Origin of the sequence: Spirosoma terrae (assembly GCF_010435915.1) — a bacterium.
Classification (GTDB): Bacteria; Bacteroidota; Bacteroidia; order Cytophagales; family Spirosomataceae; genus Spirosoma; species Spirosoma terrae.
Window position 1 is genome coordinate 146100 of the sequence record NZ_JAAFZH010000004.1, and the last position, 13629, is coordinate 159728.

Annotated in this window: 12 protein-coding genes; 3 read left to right on the plus strand and 9 right to left on the minus strand. The window is 45.5% G+C overall.

What is annotated here, in order from left to right; all coding sequences use genetic code 11:
• Positions 1–176: 176 nt before the first annotated feature.
• The 4 genes from GK108_RS11010 to GK108_RS11025 form a co-directional block, all read right to left on the minus strand.
• Entirely contained in the window at positions 177–1547 is a 1371-nt protein-coding gene (locus tag GK108_RS11010; RefSeq protein ID WP_163947360.1) for a TldD/PmbA family protein, read from the minus strand.
• A gap of 109 nt (positions 1548–1656) precedes the next feature.
• A complete protein-coding gene (locus tag GK108_RS11015; RefSeq protein WP_163947363.1) occupies positions 1657–3294 on the minus strand; it encodes a TldD/PmbA family protein in 1638 nt (545 codons plus the stop codon).
• Between the two features lie 430 nt (positions 3295–3724).
• Positions 3725–4681: an amidohydrolase family protein gene (locus GK108_RS11020; RefSeq protein WP_163947366.1), complete on the minus strand. Its 957-nt coding sequence runs from the start codon at positions 4679–4681 to the stop codon at positions 3725–3727.
• Between the two features lie 327 nt (positions 4682–5008).
• Positions 5009–5215 (minus strand): hypothetical protein, encoded by a 207-nt coding sequence (locus tag GK108_RS11025; protein ID WP_163947369.1) that lies wholly within the window; start codon positions 5213–5215, stop codon positions 5009–5011.
• Positions 5216–5671: 456 nt separating this feature from the next.
• Between GK108_RS11025 and GK108_RS11030 the strand changes: the two genes are divergently transcribed.
• The gene (locus tag GK108_RS11030) at positions 5672–6175 is read left to right on the plus strand and encodes a hypothetical protein (protein WP_163947372.1); all 504 of its coding nucleotides are present in this window, start codon (positions 5672–5674) and stop codon (positions 6173–6175) included.
• A 145-nt stretch (positions 6176–6320) separates the two neighbouring features.
• On the opposite strand, the gene GK108_RS11035 is transcribed toward GK108_RS11030, so the two are convergent.
• Complete coding sequence (locus GK108_RS11035) at positions 6321–6494, minus strand: hypothetical protein (protein ID WP_163947375.1); 174 nt, start codon at positions 6492–6494, stop codon at positions 6321–6323.
• Positions 6495–6696: 202 nt separating this feature from the next.
• Here GK108_RS11035 and GK108_RS11040 point away from each other — a divergent pair, with 202 nt between their 5' ends.
• Both GK108_RS11040 and GK108_RS11045 read left to right on the plus strand, forming a co-directional pair.
• Positions 6697–6930 carry a hypothetical protein gene (locus tag GK108_RS11040; RefSeq protein WP_163947377.1) on the plus strand — a complete coding sequence of 78 codons (234 nt, stop codon included), beginning with the start codon at positions 6697–6699 and terminating at the stop codon, positions 6928–6930.
• A gap of 345 nt (positions 6931–7275) precedes the next feature.
• Entirely contained in the window at positions 7276–8172 is an 897-nt protein-coding gene (locus GK108_RS11045; RefSeq protein WP_163947379.1) for a bestrophin family protein, read from the plus strand.
• 55 nt (positions 8173–8227) lie between these two features.
• On the opposite strand, the gene GK108_RS11050 is transcribed toward GK108_RS11045, so the two are convergent.
• The 4 genes from GK108_RS11050 to GK108_RS11065 all read right to left on the minus strand — a co-directional run bounded on the left by GK108_RS11050 (position 8228) and on the right by GK108_RS11065 (position 13582).
• Positions 8228–8818 carry an HD domain-containing protein gene (locus tag GK108_RS11050; protein WP_163947381.1) on the minus strand — a complete coding sequence of 197 codons (591 nt, stop codon included), beginning with the start codon at positions 8816–8818 and terminating at the stop codon, positions 8228–8230.
• A 75-nt stretch (positions 8819–8893) separates the two neighbouring features.
• Positions 8894–9463 (minus strand): Crp/Fnr family transcriptional regulator, encoded by a 570-nt coding sequence (locus GK108_RS11055; RefSeq protein ID WP_163947383.1) that lies wholly within the window; start codon positions 9461–9463, stop codon positions 8894–8896.
• Positions 9464–9540: 77 nt separating this feature from the next.
• Positions 9541–11994: an ABC transporter permease gene (locus GK108_RS11060; RefSeq protein WP_163947385.1), complete on the minus strand. Its 2454-nt coding sequence runs from the start codon at positions 11992–11994 to the stop codon at positions 9541–9543.
• A 226-nt stretch (positions 11995–12220) separates the two neighbouring features.
• Positions 12221–13582, minus strand: a complete 1362-nt coding sequence (locus GK108_RS11065) for a TldD/PmbA family protein (protein ID WP_163947387.1) — start codon at positions 13580–13582, stop codon at positions 12221–12223.
• Positions 13583–13629: the final 47 nt, after the last annotated feature.

The window sequence follows — 13629 nt, forward strand, 5'->3', positions numbered from 1 at the left end:
GAATTCCACCTAAAAACCAATGTTTATTACGGGATTATTAATAAAAACTAACTAGTTATTTGTTTTTCAATAAAATACAATTTCTTACTATTTAGTAGAATTAATCGAATTAGGTAGTGGAAACAGACAAAATGGGGTTCCAGTAGCGACTAACCGGGGGCTTCTCCCCTGGTCCATTAAATGGCATCCGACAGACTGGTGAATGTAAAGTCGCGGACTTTCAGAGGAGGAATCATGTTACCACCAATTCGCATGGCAGCTCCCATTGCTTCTACGTTATTGAGCATGATAACCGGACTCTCATTAAATCGGAAGTTCTTGATCGGAAATTTAATCTGCCCATTTTCAATATAAAACGTACCGTCGCGGGTAAGTCCGGTTTGTAATAACGTTTGTGGATCAACCATGCGAACGTACCACAAACGCGTCACCAGAATACCCTTATTTGTGTTTTTGATCATCTCAGCCAATGATTCACTACCGCCTTGCATGACAATGGCTAACGGAGGTGGAATTCCCTTGATGCCCTTCTTATCGGCCCAGAACCGCGATGAACTCATGTTTTTAACCACGCCTTTCTCGATCCACATGACTTTTTCCTGAGGACGGGCATCGCCCAGGGCAGAGCCATTCAGAACACCACCTGCCCGGTAACGACTTCCTCCCTCCCCCGAAAATGGAGCCGTGGGGACATCAGGATTCGTGGGGTCGGAATAAATCGTGACGCGCTCATCGAACAGTTTTTCGCCCAACCGTGTACCACCTCCCTTTTTAGTCAGGAAATTACGCCCCTCATCGGCGCTACGGGTATCCATGCTACCCACCATACCCTGCATCAGATTACTGACGGCCGTTGGTTCGAGTATGACGGTATATTTGCCGGGTTCCAGCGCACGGGCATTTTTCGACGCCAGCGCTTTCTGTATGGCGACCTCCGTTGTGCTTTTGGTATCGAGTTTCGCTACGTCGTTGAAGTCGCGCGTTACGTAGCCCGAACCGGTCGCATCAGCCGTTCGTGCTGTTACGGAGAACTGTACTGATGTTGTTTTATTGTACCCGAACAAACCAGCACTATTGGCAATGGCGGTAAATCCGGCCGAATCATCCAGGAATCCGGCAGCCGTAAGGTTCTTTTTCACGCAGGGATCAATACTGTTATAAGCAGCCTGCGCCCGAAACATGGAGTCTATCCTGGCCGTACTCTCCGAAAAGGTGGGTGTCTCCATGTAGTTCTGCGGGCCAAGCATTTTCATATATTCCGGGTCTTCGGGAGCCAATCGGGCTATTTCCTCTGACCGGCGAACGGTTCGCTCAATGGCTGCGTCGCTGAATTCGTTGAGCGTAGCGGTACCGGCTTTTTTGCCGTATACGGACGTAATGGACAGACTCAGATTGTCGGATTCTCCTCCCGTCGATACTTCGTTGAGCGCATATCGTATATTCCCGGATTTATAGCCGCCAAGACTTACACTCATTTCGTCAGCTTTGGAAAAAGCTAATACTTTATCCAGGATTTTCTTTGCTTCTTCCTTTGAGATGATAGCCATAAATAGGATGGTTGTTTATGGTTTCCTGTTCATCGTGTACTGGTTCTGGAAAGCCGAATCAACAATGCTGCCGATCAATCATCCAGTAACGATAGACCAAAAACTAATTCTAGATTTTTCGGGATGTATTCAGGACATTAACACCGTTAATACGTGCGGTAGCGCTGCCGTGGGAAACAGCATTGGACTGAGGTGGCTGGCCTTTTCCGTCGAAGAATGCGCCCCCTAACCGATAATCGCGCTCATCACAGACTTTCACGCAGGAATTCCAGAACTCCTGGGTATTCGATTGGTACGCTACGTCCCGAAGCATGCCTACAATTTTCCCATCTTTGATTTCGTAGAAAAGCTGGCCCCCAAACTGAAAGTTATACCGCTGCTGATCGATCGAATACGATCCATCACCAATAATATAAATGCCTTTTTTGACATCCCGGATCATCTCGTCAACCGAGAGTGGTTCCTTTCCAGGCGCTAAATTGATATTAGCCATCCGTTGAAACTGAACAGTTTCCCAGTTATCGGCGTAGCAACAACCATGCGATTCAGCTTCGCCCAATACGTTTACCTGATCGCGGATGGCCTGATAGTTCACCAGTATGCCATCTTTAATAATATCCCAGCGTTTGGTTTTAACGCCTTCATCATCCCAGCCAACAGCCGCTAATGAACCCGTCTGCGTTTTGTCGGCGAAGAAATTGACGATAGGGCTTCCATAGTTGAATTTTCTGGATTGCCACTTATCCAGCGTAGCGAACGACGTACCGGCAAAGTTGGCTTCATAGCCCAGTACGCGGTCTAGTTCCGTGGCGTGCCCAACGGACTCATGGATGGTAAGCCAGGTATGCGATGGATCGAGAATCAGATCATACTTACCGGCTTCGACGGATTTGGCCGTAATTTTCTGTTTAGCCTGTTTTGCGGCAGCCGTTACGTCCTCCAGCATATCGTAGCCCATGTTATACAGCGTCGTTACGCCGGTGAGCTTATCCTTCGGATTGGTTTGCAGGTAATCGTAACTCAAACCCATCGGTGCGCTCAGTGCGTTACGGGTCTGAAACGTTCCGGTTTGCTTATCGATAGCTGTAACGGTGAAATTAGGCCAGATCCTGTGGATGTCCTGATCGATATACGAACCATCGGTCGAGGCAAAGTATTTCTGTTCGTTGACCATGAACAGCACCGAGTTCACGAAGTTGGCGCCATTATCAAGGGCAGCGCCATTGACCGATAACAGTAGATCAACTTTCTCTTTAACCGGAATCTCAAAGGCATTTTTTTGAAGGGGTGTTTTCCAGCTGACCTCACCAAATCCTTTCTGGGGCGCCAGTTCAACAGGCTTTTTCAGCAATTTAGCATGGGCCTTTGCCAGCGAAACCGCCTGCTCGGCCGTTTTCGCTACGTCGGTTTCGCTCTGCGTGTCACCAATGGCGGCAAAACCCCAGCAACCGTCGGCAATGACCCGAACACCCACGCCAAACGACTCAGTATTGAGAATGTTCTGGACTCGCCTTTCGCGCGTCATTACAAATTGGTTAAGATAACGACCGATACGCACATCGGTATACGTAGCGCCTTTCGACCTGGCAGCGTTCAGAGCCGCATCAGCCAACCGTTTTTTGATGGCCACATCTAAACCCGGCTCCATGAGTTCATCTGGCGTAACAGCGCGGCCAACAATGGGTATACCGGTTATCAGGGCCCCGGTTCCCAATCCTGTCAACTGAATAAAATCTCGACGATTCAAGGGGGTATCCTCCTATTTTAGTTTGAGTGAAGTGTAATCGTAAAAAGCAGTTCAGCTTACAACACAGAAAATATATCGACTAAAATCACTATAAATATCAGAATTTAAATTTATTATTTTTAATTAAATAAGAATTATATTTTGAAATAAACCAAAAAACAATAAAATACTTCATAAATACCATTTTAACTTTCAGAAATGATTGTTTGGGGGAGATAGATCTATAACTGCAGTAGGGAACCGAAACCTTATCTATGACTGGCTACGGCAACAGTCGCCCTTGCCTGGCTGTTAGAAAGAAAAAGACTAGCCAAAAGCTTATCGCTAAGCTCATAGGTATAGTATAGCTGACTGGCCTGGTTTTCACTACGTTAACCAAACCCCGCTAAAACCACAAATTATTAACAATCAATGTTTTATAAAGAATAAACTACTCAGGCTGAGATGATTCGCGTTTTTGCCAGTGATAAGCCACTATTGAATTCCGCCAAAAATATTTCTCAGCAGTGGTGGGGCCTTTAGACAGGAAGTAGTCACGAACAAGTCCCAGACCAACACCAAACGGTTTCCATTGATCACTGTTCGGCCAATCGCTGCCGTACAGCAATCGATCTTCGCCAAATTGCTCAAAAATCTCGTCTAACCGGGATCGGTAAAAGTTAAGCGAGGTCGGGATCGTTCCGTCAACCCGACGTAAAACTTCAGAAACCTTTACGAAGACCTGGAGCCGTTTTCCTAATTCTTTTAGAACGGTTTCGTATCGACTCTGGTCTGCTTTAGCCGTTGGTATGGTCATTTGTGGCAGATGATCGACAATTACCTTTAAAGCTGGTACCTGGTCAGTTAACCGGAGAACGGCAGCCAGCAAGTCAGGGTTAGGATTAGCAGTATCCAGTACTAATCCTGCCTGTGCCAAATACCTGAGATCGTCTACAAACTGCGGGTTTGACAGCTGGGCAGAGAGGTTCCTTCCCCAAAGATTGCCGTACCGGATACCTCTAAACAGCGGGTTTCGCTTCAACCGATCAAGGTGCGGCCGAAAGTCAGGTGTTCCAGGCTCCAGATTTCCTATCATTCCAACAATCATCGGATCGTTAGCTGCTACGTCCAGCACCCACTGGTTATCGTCGACCCAGGGACTTGCCTCTACCACAATTGCGCCCACAATGCCGTGAGGCTTAGCAATCATTCTATACCGTTCAGGAAGGGCCGGTTGGTATAACTCACCATCCTTGGGCGTTGGCCACGGCACGCCTTGCTTACGTGTCGTATCGAATAAGTGAATGTGGGTGTCAATTATTGGAAAGGCTGCATTCGGCTGAGTGGTCAGCATAGGAAATAACGCCGTCGCGCTGGCCGTTGCGGCAAGAAAATCTCTGCGATTCATAACTCTGAAACTACCCTTTTTAGCATAGAAATGGTGTCTAATGCCAAAGATTGCGCGTAGTAAGGTTTACTTATAGGGAGCTCCCTGCTACTCAATTCTTGAAACGGAAATGGTTTCTAAAATCAGGCAAGCTGAAAAATCAGCTTACGTATTTCTCTTTTAAACTTTCCAACTGGCAATAATGTGTACGGGAGGTCTGGAGAATCCACTACAGTGTAATTAGTTAGCTATATCCTTACAGGCAGGCTACGCACATGCCCTTTCCAGTGTTGAAGTCTAATAAGCCTATTCACGAGTATAAGTCCAATTAGCGTTAGCTTGCAGATATTAATAGGCCACAATGTCACCATTAGGACGGATGGTCAATTCATCCTCAAAATCAATAATCACTACGCTAACATCGCGAACACCCGGGTTTTGTTGAACAAATCGATGCATAGCCATTTCCTGGCTACTATTTAGATAAGCCTTCCTCACAGGCTTTGGAGAGATCGAACCATAGCCTGTGATAATGACCAGCGTGTTGATTGCCATAAAGTACTAACTGATTAAAACATGAAGAATTCTTTTAATGATCTTTAGGTGCAGGCAAATACTTGCTACGTTTATCAAGGTTGTGAACGTAACGAATAAGATAGCATGTAGGCAACGAACATTGTTTATTTCAGTTTAAGCAAAATGTATACATACTCGCCATTGTCTCGTCACGGACTATTTAGACTCCACTGACTTACCAGCTAATCTAGTGAGCATCGTAGTGCTTTCATTACAACTTGTTCTTGCTTGCCTGATTCCCACCAGACCGGGTTTAAAGTAGAACACAATTGGCATGAAAACGCTTTATTTATTTTCAAGACTAGTTTTCAAAAAGTCTTAATACGTTTATAATTAAATACCTTTCTAATCCTGCAATTATTTTAGACATTACCCCGTTCTCACTGTAACAGCTTTGCTGCATACGTACTTACCGGCAGTCAAATGTCGTTGGTTATGATCAACTACCCCGACAGCATATGGACTAAGCCACAATTGATTGATCATCTGGAGCAGTTGGCTTACTTCTTCAAATCCAGGGTCTTTCTCCCTTCAGTGCCCTTCACATTTCAGAACCAGATCGACTGGATTGAACTGATTAGAGGAGTAAGCGATTTGCTTCGGCAGACGGCTATGGCAGGAAATCGCATTTGTTTTACCGATGAGGTGAATGATCAGGATCAACAGCAGGATATAACTAGTTTGCTGGATAAGATGCGGCAGATGGCCTACGTCGTTAAATCAACGGCACTTGACCATGAGCAATTAACCATTATCTCTCCTACGTTCAATCAGGTTATTGGCGTTGGGTCAGGTTACTTTGCCAACGGCTTATACTTCGCCTGCCCCTATCCAAATGAAAGAGCTTTTTTCATTGGTAGGGATCGAGTTTACTTTTATCGTCACCTGATGCGTGCTTATCTGGAAGCCGGGCAATTCTTACTTTCAGAACAAATCTGATAACTGATTGAACTGCCATCAACTTATCAATATATTATCCGTCAACCAAGTACAGACCGTGGCTTTAAAGAATAATCTGAATATCAAACATTTCCGGCATTCAGGTGTTCATATACTAGTGGCCTTGCTACGTTTGCCATACTGATTAATTCGTCGACGCTTCACAACCAGCGGTCACGAACTTTCTACTTTGCTTAGTCACCTTTCGACTCCGTATTTCCCGGTACTTACCAATACTCAATTCATTCGGATACCTAAACCAGCTAATCGTATAGACCTGCCCTGCCAGTTCTATTTCGTGCAGACTATTAACCAACATCGTTAATTGGTACTCTAGCTATCCTCATGGAATTCCTGTTTACTGTAATGCTTTGTATGACGTTACCCCATACTGACAGCTTACGGAGTTAGCGTCTTTTGTAAAATAGATACTATACAGAGCAACACGTAGAGAGTCAACTGGCAAGTAACTATGCTTAGCGTAGAAAACCGTTTTAATTTATCATTAACCCAATAAAGCGATGCGAATCAACTTCAATGATCTCTTCACGGTGACTGATGCAGTCGTAATCCCGAAAGTGTTGATCAATATTATGAGTGTAATCCGGGGCGGCCCAGAATTACGTTTAGCCAAAGACACATGGACTATTAATGGTGTAGACCCTGTTAGCTGGCAGAACAAAGACTTAATTGTTGATATACGCAATGGCAGCCAGGGAAAGGAGTATTATATACTAGGTTTAGCTGTGGTCTGATTGCCGTGGCCCTATATATGCAGTTATTACTTTAAGAGGACAGTTACCTTGATCCTTTATCAACAGCATTCATCTTGTCATAAATCATTCGCTGAAACAAACTGCCTTTACTTGGCTTTGGCCTACCGTGAGCATATTCACTTGCGGTAGGCTTTCCATGTTGACAGTCTATTTTTGTTTAATTCGGTTTTTGTTCAGCGGGAAGTTTCAACTAAAGTTTGACATCCAATTATTGACAGATCTCTTTGATATTGGTCTGATCAGTTTTCATCTCGACACGACTATCCATCACAAACATAACGACCTTTGGCAAGCCCTGTTCGATGAAAATCACTAAAAAGCTTTATGCTACTAAATAATAAAATTTCATTATCATTCTTCATAAAGAATATACTTCGTCAGGCATTACTTATTTTCTTGTTTGCCAACCTTATTGTTCTACTCAAACTCTATAGTCCCTTGGTTTTGGTGATCCCAATCACCATTGCTGTTATACTTGGCACCTGCATTGCTTTGCTACTGGCATTTCGCACCAATCAAGCCTACGACCGCTGGTGGGAAGCCAGAACCGCCTGGGGTGCAATTGTCAACGACAGCCGTAGCTTAATCCGTCAACTTCAAATGTTTCTTACCGAAGAGCCAGACAATGAGTCACTGCTACACTCCTTTGTTGAGCGTCAATGCGCCTGGTGCTTTGTACTGGGCGACACCCTGCGGGGTCAGGACATAACTGATCGATTACACAAGTTCCTACCATTATCTGATCAACAGCGCGTAAATAGGTCAACCAATAAACCGAATGCCATCTTATTAGATCATGGCCTGGCCATTCGAAGGCTCTATCAAAACCAACAGCTAACTGATTTTCAGATGGTTCAGCTAAGCACAACGCTTAACAACCTCACGGATTCAATGGGACGATGTGAACGAATAAAAAGCACGGTATTCCCCAGAACCTATACGTTTAATATGCAGGTATTTATTTACTTGTTTGCTACGATTCTCCCCTTCTGTTTCGATTCAATACATTATCTTCTGGATGTACCTCTGGTCACCCTTCTCTCCTCAGCTTTCATTCTGATTGAGAAAAGTGCCATTCAATTGCAAGACCCCTTTGAGAATCAGCCTACCGATACACCGATGACTACAATCGCACAAAAGATTGAAGCTGATCTTAAGAGCATGACGGCCTATCCAACAAGTCCGGCTAAACAAATTACTCAAACCTACTACTCGCTGTAGGCTTGACCATTTATAACCAATTATCTAAATCTGGACTCAGCAGCAAAACACTCCCCTACTTCTTTAAGATTCCTCTCTCAACACTGTCGTTAATGAGCTGTTCGGCATATTGCCAGATCCGCTCAGATCCTTGTTTGATCACCTGCTTTTTGGTATACACTTTCTCATAGTTCACGCCAAACTCATTCCAGGTACCGCCGTTATTCGACGTATTTTGGAGAAGTGGTTCCAGGCGGTCCATAGCTCGGGCAAACTTGGCTTCGTCCGTTTGCCCCTCTTCAAACTCTTCCCATATGGCTATTAAGTCATTAGCCTGATCATCAGGCAGTAGCCCAAAAATTCGTCTGGCTGCTTTTCTTTCTTCTTCGGTATTGACATGGTTCTTTTGCGTATCGTAGATAAAGGTGTCACCCGCGTCAATTTCAACAATGTCATGAATCAGGAGCATCTTAATGACCTTCAGCAGGTTAATAGGCGCATTCGCATGATCGGCCAGAACAATAGCCATCAGAGACAGATGCCAGCTATGTTCTGCATCATTCTCGTTTCGATCACTGTTCAACAACTTTGTTTTACGAAGAATGTATTTCAGCTTGTCCACTTCCTTGATGAACTCAATTTGCCGTAGGAGATTCGTAGGTTCCATCTGTCTCGTTTTAATGATGGAGCAAAGTTGCGTGGCAGGGTTGTAAACACAATTGCCAATTGGCAAGAAATACGGTTAGAGTATATTTTTCCGTATTCTGCTAAGCGAGGATGGGGTAATCCCCAGATACGAAGCCAGCATATTGAGCGGAACACGATTGGCCAGCCCCGGATAATGGTCTAGAAAATTCAGGTATCTTTTTTGAGCATCCTGTACCAGCATATTACTGGTAAACTTCAACTTATTTTCCAGTACGTAGGATGTAATTTTAACGAATATATCGTCCCAGCCAGGGATGCGAGCAGAAAGCAGCGAAAAGTCTTCTTTGGAAAAAACCAGAAGCCGACAATCCGTAATGGCTTCAATGTATTCGGCGGAAGGAATTTCATCCCGAAAACTGTTGATGTCTACCACAAACCGATTTTCATACACAAAATACCGGGTGAAACTGTCGCCTAGTTTATCGTAGTAACAGACCCGCAAAATCCCGTCCGTTACGTATCCGATCTGGGTCGACACTTTTCCTGCTTCGGCAAAGTACGCTCCTTTGGCCACAGTTCTGATGTTGGCCTTTGATCGAATTAGCTCCTGCTGATGAGCGTTTATATACCCAAACTGGAGCAAATAAGTGATCAGTTCTTCCATTGACCAAAGCTATTAAGTAATGCGTAAACATTCCTGTTCTAGTTTAACAGTAATGGCAGTTGGCATTTCCTATTCGCTCACTCGCTCTTTAATACGTCTACTGGATTACTCTTAGCCGCCTTCATTGTCTGCGACCCGATCAGGATGATAGCAATGAACAAGACCGCCATTAAACCAACAAACAATTCAGCAACCCGCACGGGTGTATGATACGGGAAATTGGCCAGGACAACGTTATCGAAAAAAAGGTACGTTATCGGTAACGCTATGAGCGCTGCTATCGACAGTTGTATGAAAAACCCACGGCTTAATAAGTAGACAAGATTACCGGAGCTGGCACCCAAAACTTTACGAACACCAATCTCCTTCAGTCGGGTTTCTGTGGTGTAAGCTACCATGCCAAACAAACCCATCGATGCAATAGAAATAGCGAGAAAAGACAGAAATCCAATGATTTTGAGTAAGGTTGAGTACTCGCTATAAGCTTCTTCTATAGCTTCTTCATAGAATTCAGCCTGAAATGGGTGAACAGAATCAATCTCTTTCCAGGCTGACTCAATCCTCGCCCTGGTAGCCAGCAGGTTCGTGCTGTGTATTTTAGCATTAATCACGGCCCGATCTTCGGGTGTCCAGTGCATGAAGGCTACCGGGCCGATCAGATTGTCGATCTTGCCGTAGTGAAAGTCTTTGATGACACCAACAATGGTCATTTTGCGGGTCCCCTGGAGATTATTAAACGTGATTTGCTGCCCAACAGCTTTCTCAGGATCGTTGTTGCCTATATTAAATCGTTTCATAAGTTGCTGGTTAACAATCACCTCCGTAGCGGCTTTAGCCGTAGTGGGCCGCGCCATAAAGTTTCCTCCCGCAGCAAGTTTATATTGATGCAGCGGCAGGTAGTTTTCATCAACGTGGTTAGTCATCACCAAGACCGAATCACGCGAATCGTTGTATTTCATGTAGCCGCCCCAGGCATTTCCAACACTGGTGACGATTAATGATCGGGACAAAGCGGTCACGCCGGGTATCTCGCTGAGTTTCTTCAGAAACACATCCGATTTATTACCCTGCATATTAATATTCAGAATGTTTTCGGTATTGAATCCCAGATCGAATGCCAGTATGCTTTTATACTGCACATAGCCTATGGCGGTGGTTGTGATAAAAATCAGGGTAAGCGTATATTGAACCACCACTAACGTTCGGCGGAGAGTCAGGTGTTTAAATACTGTCAACGGCTGGTGCGACGGGGCTGACATAGTTCTAAGCGCACTAATCGTATTGATTTTCGAAAAAAACAGAGCAGGCATAAAGCCAGCCATAGCCCCCATAATCAATGCAAAGACGACAAAGGTCATGATCATAGCCGGAGTGAGTTGAAGCTTCACCATTTGTTGCATCTCCGGGGCCAGACTGATCAGCACTGGCCGCAGGACCAGAAACATAACGATTGCCAAACCAAGAGCAGCCAGTGAGATCAGAATCGATTCCGCCAGAAATTGTTGCCGTATCTGCCCTTTTTCTGCTCCAATCGCTTTGCGAAGGCCGATTTCTTTAAAGCGACGCATGGCTCGCGCCATCGAAAGATTGGTATAGTTGAAACACGCCGATAAAATCACCACGAGGGCAAGGCCAATGAGTATCCAAAGGACACGTGGAGACATATGAGGACTCTCCGACCCAGGCCCTCCCTCCGACGGACTAAACTTCTCGCCAACCACAATCTTGTATAATGGTAATAGCTCAAGTTGGATCTGCGAATTTTCTTCAGCGCGATTTTCCTGTGTGGCAATAGCATCGAGCTGCGACTGGATAGAGGTCATATCGACCGTTGGAGACAGGCGGAGGTATACCGTGTTCGACGACATGCTAGTCCATTTCTGAAAATCGCTGTCGTTTTTATGAAGTTGCTCCGCCGTCGATAGTGATACCAGCGCATCAAAATGAATGTGCGAGAAAAAAGGAATGTCCTTCATTACGCCAGTCACCCGATAGGAAAGCGTATCGAATCGGATCGCTTTGCCCAGTGCCTGTTCACTACCGAAGAGTTTTCGGGCAGAGGTTTCCGTCAGAACAATCGAGTAAGGATCATGCAATACCGTTTTGGGGTTGCCTTCCAGCATCGGAAATGTAAAGACTCTGAAAAAGGATGGTTCCGCCCAGAATCCCTTAATAGGAAACGTATTGCTCCCAACCGTTGCATCCTGCGAAAAATCATTACGTAGAATAGCCACCTCGTCAATGCCTTTCACCTTCTGGCTAATAAGCTTACCCGCTTTTATCGATGTGGTGGCAAACTTGCTGACGGGTTGCGTTTTACTTCGCTCACCTCTGAACGTCGCTACGCTGCTAATGCGATAGATCCTGTCACCATCCGTATGGAACCTATCGTAGGAACGCAGGTCGAACAGGAAGGCAATCAGTAGCAGACCAACAGACATGCTGAGGGCAAGGCCAGCCATATTGATGAATGAAAACAGCTTGTTTTTCATCAGGTTGCGTCTCGCCGTTTTAATGTAGCTTCCGATCATGAGTCAGTTGATTACAGAGTTTCCAGAAGTTGGGGCAGCCAACCTGCGACAAGAATAGCTCACTCGCCGAAGCTCTATGAAAAAATGGGATGAACCAATCGAAAAATGGGACGAAAAAAGCTCATAGATGGCTCAGCCATGACGTTTTTCCTGAAACACGATACGTATAAAACAAGGAAGCCATCGGCAAACGTACCGATGGCTTCTACTACGTAATAAACTAAGCTTATACCGCGTCAGACAAACTGGTGAATGTAAAGTCACGAATTTTCATGGGTGGAATCATGCTGTTATTAACCCGCTGGGGAGTTCCCATAGCTTCAACGTTATTGAGCATGATTACCGGGCTCTCGTTGAAACGGAAATTCTTCACCGGGAACTTGATCTGACCGTTTTCAATGTAGAACGTCCCGTCGCGGGTAAGGCCCGTCTGGACCAGCGTTTGAGGATCAACCATCCGGATATACCAGAAACGCGTCACCAGAATACCTTTATCTGTACTTTTGATCAAATCAGCTAATGACTGGTTGCCACCCTGGATAATAATTCCAAACGAGCCGGGTGTCGGTTTTACGCCTTTTTTGTCGGCCCAATAGCGTGAGTAGCTCAGGTTCTTAACGATCCCGTTTTCGACCCATACGATTTTTTCATTCGGGCGACCATCTACACCGGCACCGCCACCAAAACCACCACCACCGCCCCCACGGCCACCGCCACCACCAATGAATGGAGAACCAGGTGCGTCGGGGTTCATCGGATCAGAATAAATCGTTACGCGCTCATCGAACAGCTTTTCGCCCAGCCGCGTACCACCGCCTTTTTTCGACAGGAAGCTACGTCCTTCATCGGCTGTACGCGCATCCATGTTGAAACGAAGCAGATCGCCAGCCGCCGTAGGTTCAAGAATAACGGTATACTTTCCAGGTTCCAGGGCACGCGCATTTTTCGAGGCCAGCGCTTTCTGCATGGCAATCTCAGTAAATGCCTTCGAATTTAATTTTGATACGTCATTAAAGTCGCGCGCTATGTATCCAGAACCAGTACCGTCGGCGGTGCGGGTTGTAACCGAAAAATCAACTGACGTTGCCCGATTATAGCCGAATAAGCCTTTGCTGGTCGCAATAGCCGTAAAGCCCGTTGTATCTTCCAGATAACCAGCAGCCGTCAGGTCTTTTTTAGCACAGGGATCGATACTATCAAAAGCGGCCTGCGCCCGGTAATCGGGGTTAATCTGCGCAGTTTTTTCACTGTAGGTTGGGGTATCCAGATACTTCTGTGGACCCAACATAGGCATATATTCTGGGTTTTCGGGCGCTAATCGGGCAATTTCTTCGGCCCGACGAACCGTTTTTTCCAACGACGCATCGTCAAACTCGTTGATAGTTGCCGATCCGACCCGTTTGCCAAAAACGGAGGTTATCGATAAGCCCAGATTATCAGTTTCGCCACTTGTCGACACCGTGTTTCGGGCATACCGAATGTTTCCGGTACGTCCTCCACTCAGGCTGGCGCTCATTTCATCGGCTTTGGAAAAGGATAACACCTTGTCCAGAATCTTTTTTGCTTCTTCTTTGGATAAGATTGCCATGTTGATTGATTTTCAGTTTCAGGTCACTAGTTCAGTCTATTCTCTTC

Excerpts from the sequence above, each read along its gene's own strand:
- GK108_RS11010 (WP_163947360.1), bottom strand. The coding sequence starts at position 1,547 with ATGGCTATCATCTCAAAGGAAGAAGCAAAGAAAATCCTGGATAAAGTA.
- GK108_RS11020 (WP_163947366.1), bottom strand. The coding sequence starts at position 4,681 with ATGAATCGCAGAGATTTTCTTGCCGCAACGGCCAGCGCGACGGCGTTA.
- GK108_RS11025 (WP_163947369.1), bottom strand. The coding sequence starts at position 5,215 with ATGGCAATCAACACGCTGGTCATTATCACAGGCTATGGTTCGATCTCT.
- GK108_RS11030 (WP_163947372.1), top strand. The coding sequence starts at position 5,672 with ATGATCAACTACCCCGACAGCATATGGACTAAGCCACAATTGATTGAT.
- GK108_RS11035 (WP_163947375.1), bottom strand. The coding sequence starts at position 6,494 with ATGTTGGTTAATAGTCTGCACGAAATAGAACTGGCAGGGCAGGTCTAT.
- GK108_RS11040 (WP_163947377.1), top strand. The coding sequence starts at position 6,697 with ATGCGAATCAACTTCAATGATCTCTTCACGGTGACTGATGCAGTCGTA.
- GK108_RS11045 (WP_163947379.1), top strand. The coding sequence starts at position 7,276 with ATGCTACTAAATAATAAAATTTCATTATCATTCTTCATAAAGAATATA.
- GK108_RS11050 (WP_163947381.1), bottom strand. The coding sequence starts at position 8,818 with ATGGAACCTACGAATCTCCTACGGCAAATTGAGTTCATCAAGGAAGTG.
- GK108_RS11055 (WP_163947383.1), bottom strand. The coding sequence starts at position 9,463 with ATGGAAGAACTGATCACTTATTTGCTCCAGTTTGGGTATATAAACGCT.
- GK108_RS11060 (WP_163947385.1), bottom strand. The coding sequence starts at position 11,994 with ATGATCGGAAGCTACATTAAAACGGCGAGACGCAACCTGATGAAAAAC.
- GK108_RS11065 (WP_163947387.1), bottom strand. The coding sequence starts at position 13,582 with ATGGCAATCTTATCCAAAGAAGAAGCAAAAAAGATTCTGGACAAGGTG.